11 protein-coding genes and 2 pseudogenes are annotated in these 16,602 nt (G+C 55.5%); all 13 read left to right on the top strand.

All coding sequences use genetic code 11. The features are described from left to right. Positions 1 to 8 precede the first annotated feature (8 nt). The gene (gene leuB / locus MRBBS_RS10225) at positions 9 to 1,082 is read left to right on the top strand and encodes a 3-isopropylmalate dehydrogenase (protein WP_014871425.1); all 1,074 of its coding nucleotides are present in this window, start codon (positions 9 to 11) and stop codon (positions 1,080 to 1,082) included. A 146-nt stretch (positions 1,083 to 1,228) separates the two neighbouring features. Then, positions 1,229 to 2,344: an aspartate-semialdehyde dehydrogenase gene (gene asd, locus MRBBS_RS10220; protein ID WP_041635242.1), complete on the top strand. Its 1,116-nt coding sequence runs from the start codon at positions 1,229 to 1,231 to the stop codon at positions 2,342 to 2,344. 362 nt (positions 2,345 to 2,706) lie between these two features. Then, complete coding sequence (locus MRBBS_RS10215; protein WP_014871422.1) at positions 2,707 to 5,664, top strand: FimV/HubP family polar landmark protein; 2,958 nt, start codon at positions 2,707 to 2,709, stop codon at positions 5,662 to 5,664. Between the two features lie 92 nt (positions 5,665 to 5,756). Beyond that, positions 5,757 to 6,668 carry a tRNA pseudouridine(38-40) synthase TruA gene (gene truA, locus MRBBS_RS10210; RefSeq protein WP_014871421.1) on the top strand — a complete coding sequence of 304 codons (912 nt, stop codon included), beginning with the start codon at positions 5,757 to 5,759 and terminating at the stop codon, positions 6,666 to 6,668. Next, positions 6,661 to 7,287: a phosphoribosylanthranilate isomerase gene (locus MRBBS_RS10205; protein WP_014871420.1), complete on the top strand. Its 627-nt coding sequence runs from the start codon at positions 6,661 to 6,663 to the stop codon at positions 7,285 to 7,287. The genes truA and MRBBS_RS10205 overlap by 8 nt, the downstream gene beginning before the upstream one ends. 225 nt (positions 7,288 to 7,512) lie before the next feature. Further along, on the top strand, positions 7,513 to 8,439 hold the full coding sequence (gene accD, locus MRBBS_RS10200; protein ID WP_014871419.1) for an acetyl-CoA carboxylase, carboxyltransferase subunit beta: 927 nt from the start codon (positions 7,513 to 7,515) through the stop codon (positions 8,437 to 8,439). After that, positions 8,423 to 9,760: a bifunctional tetrahydrofolate synthase/dihydrofolate synthase gene (gene folC / locus MRBBS_RS10195; protein ID WP_014871418.1), complete on the top strand. Its 1,338-nt coding sequence runs from the start codon at positions 8,423 to 8,425 to the stop codon at positions 9,758 to 9,760. The genes accD and folC overlap by 17 nt, the downstream gene beginning before the upstream one ends. A gap of 2 nt (positions 9,761 to 9,762) precedes the next feature. Further along, positions 9,763 to 10,395, top strand: coding sequence for an SPOR domain-containing protein (locus tag MRBBS_RS10190; protein ID WP_014871417.1), 633 nt, complete (start codon positions 9,763 to 9,765; stop codon positions 10,393 to 10,395). A 96-nt stretch (positions 10,396 to 10,491) separates the two neighbouring features. Next, positions 10,492 to 11,001, top strand: a complete 510-nt coding sequence (locus MRBBS_RS10185; protein ID WP_014871416.1) for a CvpA family protein — start codon at positions 10,492 to 10,494, stop codon at positions 10,999 to 11,001. Positions 11,002 to 11,103: 102 nt separating this feature from the next. Then, on the top strand, positions 11,104 to 12,627 hold the full coding sequence (gene purF / locus MRBBS_RS10180; protein WP_014871415.1) for an amidophosphoribosyltransferase: 1,524 nt from the start codon (positions 11,104 to 11,106) through the stop codon (positions 12,625 to 12,627). 58 nt (positions 12,628 to 12,685) lie between these two features. Further along, positions 12,686 to 13,927, top strand: coding sequence for an O-succinylhomoserine sulfhydrylase (locus MRBBS_RS10175; protein ID WP_014871414.1), 1,242 nt, complete (start codon positions 12,686 to 12,688; stop codon positions 13,925 to 13,927). 6 nt (positions 13,928 to 13,933) lie between these two features. Further along, positions 13,934 to 14,470: pseudogene (locus tag MRBBS_RS20475) on the top strand (DNA translocase FtsK 4TM domain-containing protein); the annotation flags it as partial. Between the two features lie 591 nt (positions 14,471 to 15,061). After that, positions 15,062 to 16,594: pseudogene (locus MRBBS_RS20470) on the top strand (DNA translocase FtsK); the annotation flags it as partial. Positions 16,595 to 16,602 lie beyond the last annotated feature (8 nt).

Below are 16,602 nucleotides of genomic sequence, written 5' to 3'. Positions count from 1 at the left end.
AACCTGAAATGTCACGAACCATATTATTGCTGCCGGGCGATGGCATTGGCCCTGAAATCATGGGCGAGGCCGAAAAAGTACTGCGCTGGGTGAATGAGTCGTTCAAGCTTGATTTGAGCTTTCAACACGGCTTGGTTGGCGGTGCTGCGCTGGACGATTCCGACACTCCGCTGCCGGATGAAACCCTGGAGTTGGCCACCAAGGCCGACGCGATTCTTCTGGGCGCCGTTGGCGGCCCGAAGTGGGACGGCCTGCCGATGGCCAAACGTCCGGAAAAAGGTTTGCTGGGCCTGCGTTCCAACCTTGAACTGTTTGCCAATTTCCGCCCTGCTATTCTCTATCCGCAGTTGGTGTCTGCTTCTTCGCTGAAACCGGAAGTGGTGTCCGGGCTGGATATCATGATTATCCGTGAGCTGACCGGCGGCATTTACTTCGGTCAGCCCCGCGGTGTGCGGCAGCTGGAAAGCGGTGAGCGCCAGGGCTATAACACTTACGCCTACACAGAGACTGAAATTCGCCGTATTGGCAGGGTCGCGTTTGAAACGGCCCAGCAGCGCGGCAAAAAACTGTGCTCGGTTGACAAGGCCAACGTGTTGGAAGTGACCGTGCTGTGGCGTGAGATTATGAACGAGCTCAAGCTCGAGTATCCGGACGTAGAGCTGTCCCACATGTACGTGGATAATGCCGCGATGCAGCTGGTGCGCGCACCCAAACAGTTTGACGTGATTGTAACCGGCAATATGTTTGGTGATATTCTTTCTGACGAAGCCGCTATGCTGACAGGCTCCATCGGCATGCTGCCATCTGCTTCGATGAATTCGGCGAAGCAGGGCATGTACGAGCCTTGCCATGGTTCGGCACCTGATATTGCCGGCAAAGGCATTGCAAACCCGTTGGCGACCATTCTTAGCGTTGCGATGATGCTACGCTATAGCCTGGATGAAGGCGCCGCCGCCGCAGCCATTGAGACCGCGGTTGGCAAGGTACTGGACCAGGGCTTGCGCACAGCGGATATAATGTCGGAGGGCTGCACCCGGGTTTCTACCCGTGAAATGGGTGAAGCGGTACTGGCGCAGCTATAATTGGACAGTGTGCTCAAGTCGATAGTATGTTAAATCGACAGCATTTTAATTCGCAGTAATGCAGCGTTGTTACTGCGTAAAAAATTCATCTTGTCTGCGCCAGCGACACCGGCTGCTGACAGGTATAAAAGAGGTTCAAAAGCCGCATGAAGCGAGTTGGGCTTGTAGGTTGGCGTGGCATGGTGGGCTCTGTCCTCATGCATCGTATGCGTGAAGAAAACGATTTCGCGGATATCGAACCGGTATTCTTTTCCACGTCGCAAACCGGGCAACCGGCGCCGGATGTGGGCCGCGATGGCATTCTGCCGCTGCAGGACGCCTTCGATATCGACACACTAAAGACCCTGGACGTGATTCTGACCTGTCAGGGCGGCGACTACACCTCGGCGGTGTATCAGAAACTGCGAGATGCCGGCTGGAACGGCTATTGGATAGACGCTGCGTCTACCCTGCGCATGGTTGACCATTCTGTCATTGTGCTAGACCCGGTTAACCGCAACGTAATTGACGCTGCGCTCGACAAAGGCGTGAAAGATTACATCGGAGGCAACTGCACAGTGAGCCTGATGATGTTGGCCTTGGACGGTTTGCTGGAACAGGACTTGATTGAATGGGTATCGCCCATGACGTATCAGGCCGCTTCCGGTTCCGGCGCGCAGAACATGCGCGAGTTGCTGAATCAGATGGGCGAGCTGAATGGCAGCGTTAAAGCCGAGCTGGACAGCCCGTCTTCTGCGATTCTGGAGATTGACCGCAAGGTGACCGACACCATGCGCAGCAACGAGTTTTCGACCGAGCACTTTGGCGTGCCGCTGGCGGGCAGCCTGATTCCGTTTATCGACAAACAGCTCGAAAACGGTATGAGCAAGGAAGAGTGGAAAGCTGGTGTTGAAACCAACAAGATTCTGGGCCGCAGCGACAATCCGATTCCCATTGACGGTTTGTGCGTTCGAATCGGTGCCATGCGCTCACACAGCCAGGCACTGACCATAAAGTTGCGCAAAGATCTGCCTGTTGCCGAAATCGAGAAGATTCTGGCCGCCGGCAACGATTGGGTGAAAGTTATCCCCAACGAGCGCGAGGCCAGCATGCACGAGCTGACACCGGCAAAGGTAACCGGCACCCTGAGTATTCCAGTGGGCCGTATACGCAAATTGACCATGGGGCCGGAGTACATTTCTGCGTTTACTGTGGGCGATCAGTTGTTGTGGGGCGCGGCAGAACCGCTGAGGCGCATGCTGCGAATTCTTCAGAGTCGTTGATTTAATGCCAACTGCGTCCGGTTTCAAACAACCGGTGAGGGGCGAAGGCTGCTTTCAGTCTTCGCCCCTGTTATTTTTAGAACCATAAAAGCCGGTGTCACCTCAGTGCCCGCAATGACTTTATGTTTGTAATGACTATATGTTTACGATGAAAAGTTGGCAAAGTAGCGTAGCAGTACACTGAAGAACGTTGATTCATTGATAAAATGATGCTTATCAACAATACTGGCCGCGGTGAGAATTAAAGTTCCGCCACACTTATACAACACCCAGACGGAAGTCATCCAACCTCGTCCGAAACTGCTTTAACGCCACTGTGCACCGAAGCAGGTACGAATAACGGAGACTGGAAAGGAAAAAGCATGAAGGTACGCAAGCTTGCGGTTGCTCTGGCACTGGCTGGAGGTCTTGGCTCTGGCGTTGCACAAGCCCTGGGATTAGGGGAGGTGGAGCTTCAGTCCTACTTGAATGAGCCTCTGGATGCACAAATTGTGCTGCGCCAGAGTCGCGGCATAAGCCCTGGTGATGTTTTCGTAAATGTGGCTTCGGAATCCGCTTATCAGCGGGTCGGCCTTAACCGCGGCCAGTTTGCCAGTAAGTTGGAATTTCAGGTGGTTACCCGCAGTGATGGCAGCCTGGCGGTAAGCGTGTCTTCCCGCGAACCGTTACGAGAGCCGTACCTCAGTTTTCTGCTGGAGTTAACCTGGCCCAGCGGCCGCGTGCTGCGTGAATATTCGGTGTTAGTAGACCCACCCGTGTATGCGGCAGAGACAGGAACCCGGGAACCGCTTGTCGCGGCATCGTCTGCCGGCCGCAGCAACTCATTGCCCAGCGCAGAGAGCGGCTCAATAAGCCGCTCTGAGTCAGCCGGTTCTGGCGCTGGTTCTGGTTCTGCGCAGTCTCTTGCGTCTGGCAGTGTTTACGGCCCTACAACGTCGTCTGACACCCTGTGGAGTATTGCCATCAGGATGCGCCCAAGCAACAGCGTATCGGTGCAACAGGTTATGCTGGCGATTCAGGACCTTAATCCTGATGCCTTCATAAACGGCAATATCAACCGGCTGAAACGCGGTGAAGTTCTGCGCGCACCTTCGCTTGCGCAGATTGAGCGACTTGGCCAGGGCCAGGCCATCCAAGCTGTGCGAGCCCAAAACCAGGACGTCATCGCAGCCCGTGCAACTATTGATGTCAGTGCAGCGGCTGTGCCCCCTGCGCCCGCGGCAATAGACGGCGGGGATGCGGAACTGAAACTGATTGTGGCCGAGACTAAGGCGCCGCAGGCCGATAATAACACTGAACAGAGCGGGTCTGCCGGTACTGACGGCAACCAGGCGGATGGCGCAGATGCCGGCACCATGGTAGCGCTCGAAGAGCTTGACAGTGCGCGCCGTGAAAACAGCGAGTTAAATACCCGTGTTAATGCACTGCAAGAGCAGATGGAAACCCTGCAGCGGTTGCTGGAGCTGAAAAACAGCCAGTTGGCCGACATGCAGCAGGCTGGTATCAACGGCGAGAGCGCGGTTGACAGCATGAACCAAAATGCAGCCGATGACCCCGCAGTTGCTGATGATGTCGCTAGTGCCAGCGTGGCGTCAGAGCCGACAGCTGATATCAACGCTGCTGCCGAGACTGGCGATACAGCGAATGCTACCAACGACCCCGCCGTTACTGCAGAGGATGACGCCGAAACTCAAGCCGAAGCCGAACCGGCTGCTGAGGTGGCAGCGCAACCTCAGCAGGACGCACAACCACAGGTGACGCAGCCTGATGCGGTCGAAGCAAGCGTGGCCCCGAGTGGTTTGGTAGACAGCATTATGAGCAACCCGCTGTACCAGATGGTTTTGGGCGGCGGTTTGCTGTTGCTGTTGCTACTTTTGCTTCTGGTGTCTCGCCGCAAATCTAAAAACCAGGATGTAGCCGAGAACGATACCGACTTTGATCAAGCGCCCCCGGTTGAACCCGTACCAAGGCCCAGCTCGTTTGACCTGGACCTTGTCGATCACGAACCGTCAGTGCCTGAAGCTGGGCCAGACGTTCTGGCAGAGGTTGGTTCCTACTTGGCTTACGGTCAGCACGAGCAGGCGGTAAATACTCTGGAGTCTGCGATTTCCCGCGAGCCTAGCCGCACCGACCTGCGACTGAAGTTGCTGGCGGTCTACGCGGACGCCCAGAATAGAGTGGCTTTTGAACGTCAGTATGGCGAGCTCATTGCTTTGGATGATGACGAGGCCATGGCCGAGGCTGATCGTTTGCTGACAGATCTGGAGCAGGCGGAAGCGGCACCCAGCATCGATGATCTTGAATCCGAATTGCGCTCCGGTTCCTTTGCAGGCTCTTTTGGGAGCTTCGATGAGGAAGTAGAAGACGCAATAGACAGCACCAATCCGACGTTAGACGATCCTATAGACTTCGATCTGGCCACTATTGAAGACTTGGGCGACAAGGGAGAGCCTGCAAAGTCGGACGTGTCGGAAGATTTTGACGATTTTGCGTTGTCCGACGAATTCGCCAGGGAATTTGCCGATGAAGACGCTGTGCCTTTGGCCAAGGCTAACGAACCTGTAAACACGGCCGGCAAGACATCTGACGATGATGATTTAAGTCTGGACGAAGCCTTCCTGGACGAGTTGGATGCAGAACTTGATAAAGACGACCCTGAGGCTGAACTCAAGCCTTTTGACATGCAAGAATCGGATTTGGGCAAGTTGGATCCTGATCTGGATAAATTGGACCTGGAAATTTCGGACAAAGATCTGGCGCTGATGGGCGAATTTGCTGATAGCGCAGATAGCACCAGTCTCACTGGTGGCGATGAAGCCGAATCCGAAGCAGAAGAACTGCCGGAAATGACCGACGCAGAACTGTTGGCTTTGGAGCTGGGTGACGATCCGCAAGCCGAGGAAGAGCTGGGCGCTAGGTTGGCCGAGAATCAAGACGACGAAGACGACATCAGCCTGGACGATCTGGAGACGCTGGAATTGCCCGAAGAAGACCTTCCGGCGTATGACCTTCCTGAGGACGACCTCTCGGAAGACGATCTTCCAGAAGTGGATTTGTTGGAAGAGGATCTTTTAGAAGAGGACCTCCCAGTTGTGGCACCTGGTGCGCCTCGATCGATCGACGAGAGCGATCTGGGTGACGACGATGATTTCGACTTCCTGGCTGGCACCGACGAGGCAGCTACCAAGCTGGATTTGGCGCAGGCCTACGTTGAGATGGGTGATGTTGACGGTGCGCGCGACATTTTGGTGGAAGTGGAACTCGAAGGCAGCGCCGAACAGAAGGCAGAAGCGAAGGAACTGCTTAAAAATCTGTCCTGATTGGTTATAATCCTTCAAGTAAAGCCGGTGCTCAGAGCCTTCTGACCGCCGGCTTTGTCTTTTAACACTCAGATAACACATCGAGCTGACTCTTGTTTCTTGAACCCCAGGCGCTTACAGCGGATACACCCATTGGCAACGGCCGTGTGGCATTGGTCTTGGAATACGATGGCCGCGAATTCCACGGCTGGCAGCAACAAAAATCCGGTATTCGCGCTGTGCAGCAGCAGTTGGCAAAAGCCGCCAGTAAAGTCGCCGATCACGATGTGGAACTGGTGTGTGCGGGCCGCACCGATGCCGGTGTTCACGCCAGTTACCAGCTGGTTCATTTTGATACGCCGTCATTGCGCACGATTCGTTCTTGGGTGATGGGTATTAATACTGCCTCGCCTTTTGATATTTCCGTACGCTGGGCTGGCCAGTGCCAGGGCGACTTTCATGCCCGGTTTTCCGCGGTTTACCGTCGCTACCGCTACATTATCTACAACAACCCGGTGCGCCCAAGTATTCAACGCGGCCAGGTTAGCTGGAACTTTCGGCCTTTAAATGCCGAAAACATGCATCAGGCGGCCCAGGCGCTGGTTGGCGAACACGATTTTAGTGCTTTTCGTGCTGCTGGCTGTCAGTCTCATAGTCCAATTCGATTTGTGCAGAACATCAGCGTAATGCGCAAAGGCGATTATCTGGTGATTGACGTTCAGGCCAATGCGTTCTTGCATCACATGGTGCGCAATATCGCCGGGGCCTTGATGGCCGTAGGTTGCCAAGAGCAGGTGCCGGATTGGATTGGCCAAGTTCTAGCGACGAAGGATCGCAGGCAAGCTGGCGTGACCGCACCGCCTGATGGTTTGTACCTGGTAGACGTGGGTTACCCCGCCGAATTCGGAATACCCCAGCCCAGCTGTGGCCCGGCGTTTGCTGAGCCATGGTTTAGCGCGAAGCAGAATCGGCCGGTTTCCGCCACCCATATCCACCGTAAACAGAGGCCGTCCAACTGTGGCTAGCCGTGTAAAGATCTGTGGCCTGACCCGCCCAGAAGATATCGACGCCGCAGTGGCCGCTGGCGCTGACGCAATTGGCCTGGTGTTTTATGACCCAAGCCCGCGGGCTGTCAGTATTGATTTAGCGCGGCAACTGGCAGCGCAGATACCGGCGTTTGTGAGCGTAACGGGGTTGTTTGTGAATCCGCAGGCGGATTTTGTAAGGCAGGTGTCGCAGCAGGTGGCTCTGGACCTGTTGCAATTCCACGGTGACGAAACGGCTGCTTTCTGTGAGCAGTTTCAGCGCCGCTGGATTAAAGCCATACGGGTACGGCAGCAAGGGCAGATTGAACAGGCCTTTAAGAAGTACAAAAAATCAGCTGGTTTGCTGGTTGATGCCTGGCACCCTGAGCAATACGGGGGCACCGGCCACGGATTTAACTGGTCACTGATTCCTGAACAACGGCCGTTGCCACTGATATTGGCCGGTGGCTTGCAACCTGATAACGTTGCTGCAGCCGTGCATCAGGTACGCCCTTGGGCGGTGGACGTCAGTGGCGGCGTGGAAATCGGCAAAGGCATCAAATGCGCCAAAAAGATGGCAGACTTTGTGGCCGCGACCAGAAGTGCTGGGTCTTGGTAGACTTACGGATCGGTTAAATAGAGCGCGGGTGCAGGGTACGCGATTGGAAAGATTGGGCCAGCCCGGCGTTGTATGTACTATGTTTCATTAAATGAGACGTTTACACAGCATGGCATGCTGCCAGAATAGGTTCATTAAACACGCTATCCGAGGGTGTAATTGCTGGCCGCTAGCGGGTGTTCGCAATAGAACGATCAAAACAGGTTCTACAGACGGGATTTAATCATGAGTAGTTGGCTAGATAAAATAATGCCGAGCAAGATCCGCTCGGAATCCAAGACGAGGACTGGTGTTCCGGAAGGCCTGTGGAAAAAGTGCCCGAAATGTGGCGCCTTTTTGTACAAGCCCGAGCTGGAAAAAAACCTGGACGTGTGCCTGAAGTGTAATCATCACTTGCGAGTGGGTGCCCGCCGCCGCCTTGATATTTTTCTGGATGCAGACGGCCGCGAAGACATTGGCGCAGACCTGGAACCTTGGGACCGCCTCAAGTTCAAAGACACCAAGCGTTATAAAGACCGCCTGACGCAAGCCCAGAAAGCGACGGGCGAAAAAGACGCCTTGTTGGCCATGAAGGGCACTACCATGGGGCTTCCACTGGTGGCTTGCGCCTTCGAGTTCAATTTTCTGGGTGGCTCTATGGGCCAGACCGTTGGGGAAAAATTTGTACGGGCGGCCAATGTGGCGCTGGAAGAGCGTATTCCTCTGGTGTGCTTCTCTGCCAGCGGCGGCGCGCGTATGCAGGAGGCCATTCTTTCGTTGATGCAGATGTGCAAAACCGCCGCTGTTCTTGAGCGTATGAAGCAACACGGCGTGCCGTATGTTTCGGTAATGACCGACCCGGTATTCGGCGGCGTGTCGGCCAGCCTGGCGATGTTGGGCGACCTGAACATCGCCGAACCTAACGCACTGATCGGCTTTGCCGGGCCGCGGGTGATTGAGCAGACCGTGCGTGAAAAGTTGCCCGAAGGATTCCAGCGCAGCGAGTTTTTGTTAGAGCATGGCGCTATCGATATGATTCTGCACCGTCACCAGATGCGCGAACGAATTGCACACCTGCTGGCAAAATTCGGCAATTTGGAAAAACCTGAAACCGAAGCACCCATTGAAATTGAAGTGACTGAAAAGCCGGACGAAGATGTCTCAGTCGCATAAGCCGGATCAGCACGCGCCGAAAATAACGGCCCCCGGCGCCGATGCCAGCCTGGGCCAATGGCTGAGCTACCTTGAGGCTATTCACCCAGTTGAAATCGAGCTGGGACTGGACAGAGTGATGGTGGTTTTGCAGAGACTGTTTCCGGCTAAGCCCAAGGCCCGCATTATTACTGTGGCTGGCACCAACGGCAAGGGCAGCACGGTCGCAGCCCTGGAAGCTCTGTTGCAGGAAGCAGGGCGCCGCACGGCGGCCTACACGTCGCCGCATCTTCAGGTTTACAACGAGCGCGTACGTCTGCTGGGCGAGCAGATTTCAGACGTGCAAATGATTTACGGGTTCGAAAGGGTTCAGGAGGCCAGGGCAGAAGTGTCATTGAGCTATTTCGAATTTGGCACTCTGGCGGCGTTTGTGGCCATGTCCGAAGCCGATGTAGATGACTGGATTCTGGAAGTTGGTCTGGGTGGTCGACTGGATGCTGTGAACGTGTTAGACGCAGATTTTGTGATCCTTACGTCGATTGACATCGATCATGCGAGCTTTTTGGGTAACGATCGTGAGTCTATCGGCTTTGAAAAAGCCGGGGTGTTGCGACGTGGTATCCCTGCGGTTTACGCCGATTTTGATCCCCCGCGTTCGGTATTGCAGCAAGCTTTATCGCAAGAGGTAGACTTGGCGTTGCTGGGCCGTGATTATCAATTGGTGCAGTGTTCAAGCCAGCCGGCGATGGTGAATCTGGAGTTGGGAGATGAAGAGTTTCGCCTGCCAGATTTTGCCCTGCCGGTAAAAAGTCTGGCTGCAGCGGTTGTTGCGTCGCGCACCCTAGCGCCCAATCTGGGTGTTCAACAAATCGAGCGAGCCGTGGCTGGAGTGTCTGTGCCCGGGCGTTTTGAACAGGTAGCTACGTCGCCGCTGGTGATTCTGGATGTGGGGCATAACCCTCACGCGGCTTGCTGGCTGGCGAGTCGGTTGCGCCTGCTACAGCACCCGGAAACCCGCATTCATGCAGTCTACGGTGCGCTTTCGGATAAAGACGTGCAAGGCGTTGCCAAAGCGATGGCCAGCGTGGTTCACAGCTGGTATCTGGCCGGCTTGGTGAATGAAGCTCCTCGCGGCTTCAGTGCCGAGGCTCTGAATGCGCAGTTTGAGCAATGCGGTATTGAGTCTGCAGGTTACTGGCACTCGGTGCCGGAGGCCCTGGCTGAAGCCCGCGGCCAAGCCCGTGCTAATGACATCGTGATTGTGTTTGGTTCGTTCTTTACTGTGGCGGCGGCCCGCAACCTTTTGTATCCAAACGCCGCCGTTACCAACCCGGGAGCATGATTGTGGACGGATTAAAACAGAGGATCATCGGCGCCCTGGTGCTGATTTCACTGGCGGTTATTTTTGTGCCGATGATCTTTGACGAGCCCCATTCCGGGCGCAACTCGACCTCGATAAACATTCCCGAAGAACCGCCATTTCCGGAAGTGAGCACCGAACCACCACCGCAGACCGCCATGCCGGAATATCAGAACGTTTCTGGGCCAGCCGCAGCGGACCGTGCCAGCGGGTCTGGGGACTTTAAGCTGATTGAAGAAGTGACGCCTGAGCCGCCTGAGCCGGCAACGCCAACTGCGGCCAGCAACACTGTTACGCCGCCACCGATGGCCGAGGTTAAGCCGGCACCGGCTCGGCCGGAGCCCAGTCCGCAAACCGAGGAAGAGTTCAGTCGCTCTCTGGAAGGCGCCTGGGTTGTTCAATTGGGCAGTTTTAGCGATGCTGATAATGCCCGGCGTTTGCGTGATAGCGCCCGCGAAAAAGGCTACAGTTCACACCTTCAAGAGTTCAGCCGCGGCGACACCCGGCTGACCCGGGTATTTAGTGGGCCTTTCGCCAGCAAATCCGAATCCGAAGCGGCCAAAGCGGCCCTTGACAAGGCTTTTAGCCTAAACAGTTTGGTCACCAGCCCTGATTAATAAGCCGTCCAGCAAGGTTTTATCGCAACGGTGGTTTGGCAGAGCGCGGTTTCCTGATAGAATCCGCGCTCTCTATTTGCGTCGCCCGGGTGTTTCATGGATGCGTTGATCTGGATTGACTGGGTCATTATTGCGGTTATTACCATATCAACGCTGATCAGCCTAAGGCGCGGCTTTGTTCGCGAAGCCTTGTCGTTGGTTACGTGGGTAATGGCCTTCATTGTTGCTCGCACATTTCACCCCCAGATGCAGTCGCTACTGGCCAGCACCGTGGAAACGCCCATGGTGAGGTCAGTTGCGGCATTCGCGATTCTGTTTATTGGTACGCTTATCGTGGGCGCTATCATTAATGGCATTATCGGGCAGCTGGTGAGGGCCACAGGCTTGTCCGGCACTGATAGGGTTCTGGGTATGGGCTTTGGCCTGTTGCGTGGGGTGCTGGTTGTAGTGGTGGGCATTGCTTTGTTGCGTTACACGCCGGTGTCTCAAGACATCTGGTGGCAAGAATCGCTGATGATTGACCGGTTGTCGGTGTTAGAAGACTGGTCTCGCCGTACCTTCGGTGATGAGCTTTCCGGATTCCTTACTCCCCAAAGCGCAGAGTAGGGCATCTTGTTAAACCCGGTTATTCAATCGCCAGGCGCTGTATCAGGCAATCTGCCTGGCGTGGCTTTCATTCAGTTTTAACACTCGGAGAATCTCTATTCCATGTGTGGCATCGTCGGTATCGTCAGCACTTCGCACGTGAATCAGTTGCTTTATGATGCGCTGACCGTTCTTCAGCATCGGGGGCAGGACGCAGCAGGTATTGTGACCTTCGAAGACGAGCGTTTTTACCTGCGCAAAGATAACGGCTTGGTGCGCGATGTATTTCATACCCGCCATATGCACCGGTTAGTGGGTAACGTCGGTATTGGTCACGTTCGTTACCCTACCGCGGGCAGTGCGAGCTCTGCCGAGGCCCAGCCGTTTTATGTCAACAGTCCTTACGGCATTACTTTGGCCCATAACGGCAACCTGACAAATTCTGACGAGCTCAGTACCGACTTGTTTCGCACTGACCTGCGCCACATCAACACCAATTCAGACTCGGAAGTGTTGTTGAACGTGTTCGCTCACGAGCTCCAGAAACTGGGCAAGCTGCACCCGACCAAAGACGATATTTTTGCCGCCGTGCGTTCTGTACACGAACGCTGCCGTGGTGCCTACGCGGTTATCGCGATGGTTACCGGCTACGGCATCGTCGGTTTCCGCGACCCCAACGGCATTCGCCCGATCTGTTATGGCGTGCGCTTAGCCAGCGACGGCCGCAAGGAATATATGATTGCGTCTGAAAGTGTGGCCCTAGGCGCCTCCGGTTTCACTCTCGTGCGCGACATTGCGCCGGGTGAAGCAGTGTATATTGAAACCGACGGCACCTTTCACAGTGAGCAGTGCGCCAAACAGCCAAAGCTCTATCCGTGTATTTTCGAGCATGTGTACTTCGCTCGTCCGGACTCCATCATGGACAAAGTCTCGGTTTATAAAGCGCGTTTGCGCATGGGTGAAACTCTGGCGGATAAAGTGCTGAAGGATTTCGCCGATCACGATATCGACGTGGTTATGCCGATACCAGACACCAGCCGCACCTCGGCTATGCAGATGGCCCACCGTCTGGGCGTGAAATTCCGCGAAGGCTTTATTAAAAACCGCTACATTGGCCGTACATTTATTATGCCTGGCCAGACCATGCGGAAGAAATCGGTACGCCAGAAACTAAACCCCATTGATCTGGAGTTCCGCGGCAAGAACGTGATGCTGGTCGACGATTCCATTGTGCGTGGCACTACCTGCAAGGAAATCGTGCAGATGGCCCGCGATGCCGGCGCCCGCAAAGTGTATTTCGCTTCGGCCGCGCCCCCGGTGCGTTATCCCAACGTGTACGGCATTGATATGCCGTCTGCTAAAGAACTGATTGCTCACGATCGCACTGTGGAAGAAATACGCGAATTGATTGGCGCCGACTGGTTGCTGTATCAGAACCTGGAAGACCTGATTACCTCTGTTAGCGATGTTAATAGTGACATTGATGGCTGGGAATGTTCGGTGTTTACCGGTGAATACGTAACCGGCGATATTGATCGTGCCTATCTGGATCGCCTGGATGGCCAGCGTAACGATGCAACCCGCTCCGGCACTGTGACGAACGACACCGAAAACGGCAGTATAGACATGCATAACGACGATGACTGATGCTTTAAACAGCACAAGAATGCAATGACCAGCAGAAAACCATGACCAGGAGAAGACAATGACATTTTGCCGCGAAGAATCGGTTTTGATCCCAGAATCAGACCTGGACGGCATGTCTGGCGATACCCTGGCGGTGCGCGCGGGGCAGGTTCGTACCGGTCAGCTGGAACACAGCGACGCTATATTCCCGACGTCCAGCTTCGTTTACGCCAGCGCGGCGCAAGCGGCCGCGCGTTTTTCCGGTGAAGAGCCCGGTAATATTTATTCGCGCTTTACTAACCCCACGGTGACCGCCTTCGAAAACCGCATTGCGGCGATGGAAGGCGGCGAACGGGCAGTGGCAATGGCTTCGGGTATGGCCGCTATTACCAGCACCTGCATGGCGCTGCTGAAGGCGGGTGACCATGTGGTGTGTTCACGGGACGTATTTGGCACGGTGAATTCGCTGTTTCAGAAATATCTGAGCAAATTTGGTGTTGAAACCACCTTTGTAAAATTAACAGACGAAGCCGGCTGGGAAGCGGCGATGCGGCCCAACACCCGGATGTTGTTTTTGGAAACGCCGTCTAACCCGCTGTGCGAAGTGGCAGATATTCGCAAGATGGCCGATTTGGCCCACGCCCACGATGCGCTGTTAGTCGTCGACAACTGTTTTTGCACCCCGGTGCTGCAGCAGCCGCTGGCGTTGGGCGCAGACCTGGTAACCCACTCCGCCACCAAATATCTGGACGGCCAGGGCCGTTGCGTAGGCGGCGTCGTTGTAGGCCCCCACGCGCTGCTGGAAGAAATATTCGTGTTTTTGCGGGCAACAGGCCCAACCATGAGCCCGTTTAACGCATGGGTGTTCATGAAGGGCCTGGAAACCTTACCAATTCGTATGCGAGCCCACTGTGACAATGCGTTAGAGTTGGCCCAATGGCTGCAGCAGCAAAGCGCGGTGGAAACGGTATTTTACACCGGCCTGCCGCAGCATCCGCATTATGAACTTGCCAAACGCCAGCAAAAAGCCTTTGGCGGCGTATTGTCGTTTCGGGTAAAAGGGGGCAGGGAAGAGGCCTGGCGCTTTATTGACGCCACACGCATGGTGTCTATTACCGCCAATCTGGGCGATGTGAAGACCACCATCACCCACCCTGCAACAACGACCCACGGGCGATTGTCGCCCGACGATAAAGAGCAGGCAGGTATCAGTGAAAACCTGATTCGCTTGTCGGTAGGCATTGAAGCCATTGACGACTTGAAAGCCGATCTTGACCGGGGTTTTCAGGCCCTTCAGAACCCCGGTCATGGCAACATCTGAGTCTTCATGGCCGCAAGCGCAAAAGCAAAAGACACATCGGCCCAGCCGTTGACTGATAAACAGCTGCGTTTTCGCAATCTGCTGTCCCAAGGCGCCCGCGAGGGCGCTGTTATTGCGCTAATTGCCCTGGCAATTTATTTGTGCATGGCGCTGTTCAGCTTCGACGCCAATGACCCCGGTTGGGCCAGTGTGGGGCACGATGCCCAGGTGCTGAATCACGCCGGCCGCAGTGGTGCCTGGCTGGCCAGCCTGCTGCGTAATTTCTTCGGCTACGTGGCATGGCTTTTTCCAGCCATGGTGGCAGGCTACGCGCTGCTGCTGATCCGCCTTCGCAATCGATCCCAAGACGTCCACTGGCCGCTGTTAATCGTGCGTTTTGGCGGGTTTATTCTGATTCTTCTGTCGGCAACCAGTCTGTTGTCGCTGTATTCTCTTTTCGGTCTGGGTGAATCTTCCGGCGGCGTTATGGGCGTAGCGGTAGCCGATGCTATGGTGCGGTTTTTTAACCTGCCAGCCACCACATTGGTACTGATTGCCATATTTTTGTTTGCTCTAACCGTTACCACTGGGCTTTCCTGGTTCTGGCTGATGGATCAGTTGGGCGGCATCGCTCTGAGAGCAATCACCCGGATACAAGAGTGGTTTAAAGGTCGCAGTTCGGCCCGGGAAGACGCTGAAGAAGCCGCCGATGATTATCAGCCACCGCTTTTAAACTATAGGGTTGAAGGCAAGTCTTCAAACCAGTTTGATGCCGAGATTCGCGCGGACAGAGCGAGTAACCGAGTGCGTTGGTGGCAGCGCATTCCCGGACTCGGCGGCCGTGGCCAATCTGAAACGGAGGGCAGCGACGACTCCGAAGACTCCGAAGACTGGCTTGACCTGAGCGCCGATTCGGACGACGAGCCGGTGCGTATTGAAAGTTTCAGTGCCCATGATGAGAGCGCCGGCGGCAACGACAGCGATTTCGAACGCAGTAAACCCGCACCTGCATCGCGACCACCAGCGCGGACATCCGCAGCGGCTGCCGCTAACAGCACGCCTCAAGGTAGCTCCCAGGGCACCGGCCGTTCATTCAAGATCGCGCCGTTTAAAAAAGACGATCAGGGCAAGCCCGGCGGCAGTAATGGAGCCGGCAAGCAATCTTCGCTGCTGGAAGATATCGAGAGCCCGATTCCACCGATCTCGCTGTTAGATCCGCCAGAGGAGCAGCAAGAAAAAGGCTACACTGAAGAATCCCTGCAACATATGTCGCGGCTGCTGGAAGAAAAGCTGGCCGACTTTGGGGTCACCGTCGAAGTTGTTGAGGTGAATCCCGGCCCGGTGATTACCCGTTTCGAGATTAAGCCGGCGGCGGGCGTTAAGGTCAGCAAAATTTCCAACCTGGCGAAAGACCTGGCGCGTTCGCTAGCGGTGCTGAGTGTACGGGTGGTTGAAGTGATCCCCGGAAAATCCGTGGTAGGTATTGAAATTCCCAATGAATACCGTCAGATGGTGCGGTTGAGTGAAGTATTGAGTTCGCGGGTATTTACCGAATCTACCTCCGCGTTGACCATGGCTCTGGGCAACGACATTGGCGGCAACCCCATAGTGGCCAACCTTGCGAAAATGCCCCACCTGCTGGTGGCAGGTACCACCGGTTCCGGTAAATCGGTCGGGGTGAACGCCATGTTGCTGAGCATGTTGCTGAAGGCCGGGCCGGAAGACGTGCGCTTTATTATGGTAGATCCGAAGATGCTGGAACTGAGCATCTACGACGGCATTCCTCACCTGCTGTCGCCGGTGGTTACAGACATGAAAGAAGCCGCCAATGCACTGCGCTGGTGTGTGGCTGAAATGGAACGGCGTTATCGCCTGCTAGCCACCTTGGGCGTGCGTAACCTGGCCGGTTATAACCGTAAGGTAAAAGAAGCGGCGGAGGCCGGTGAGCCCTTGCGAGACCCATTCTGGAAGCCCGACGAATACTTGGATAACGACGAGCAGCAACGGCCGGAACTGGAACCATTGCCGTCTATTGTGGTGGTGATTGACGAATTTGCCGACATGATCATGATTGTTGGTAAAAAAGTGGAAGAGCTCATCGCGCGAATTGCCCAAAAAGCTCGCGCTGCCGGTATCCACCTGATTCTGGCTACTCAGCGGCCGTCGGTGGATGTCATTACCGGTTTGATAAAGGCCAACATTCCCACCCGTATCTCGTTTCAGGTGTCGTCAAAAATTGACTCCCGTACCGTGCTCGACCAAGGCGGTGCGGAGCAGCTGTTGGGCCACGGCGATATGCTGTACTTGCCACCGGGATCTGGCTTGCCTGTGCGGGTACACGGCGCCTTTGTCGACGACGATGAAGTGCATCGGGTGGTTAGTGCCTGGAAAGCCCGAGGCGCGCCAGTATACATAGACGACGTTCTTAATGGCGCCGAAGGCGAAAATCTGCCTGGCGTGCCCAGCTTGAACGACGATGACAGCGAAACGGATACCTTGTTCGATGAAGCCGTGGCGTTCGTGACAGAAGGCCGCCGGGTGTCAATATCGTCGGTTCAACGTAAATTAAAGATTGGCTATAACCGTGCCGCCAACCTGGTCGAGGCAATGGAAGCTTCGGGGGTTGTCAGTTCGGCAGGCCACAACGGCGCGCGAGAAGTATTGGCTCCGCCGCCTCCACGGAACTAGTGCCCAGG

Origin of the sequence: Marinobacter sp. BSs20148 (assembly GCF_000283275.1) — a bacterium.
Taxonomy (GTDB): Bacteria; Pseudomonadota; Gammaproteobacteria; order Pseudomonadales; family Oleiphilaceae; genus Marinobacter; species Marinobacter psychrophilus.
Note: the sequence above shows the minus strand (reverse complement) of the source record. Positions and strands in the feature narration are given on the sequence as shown.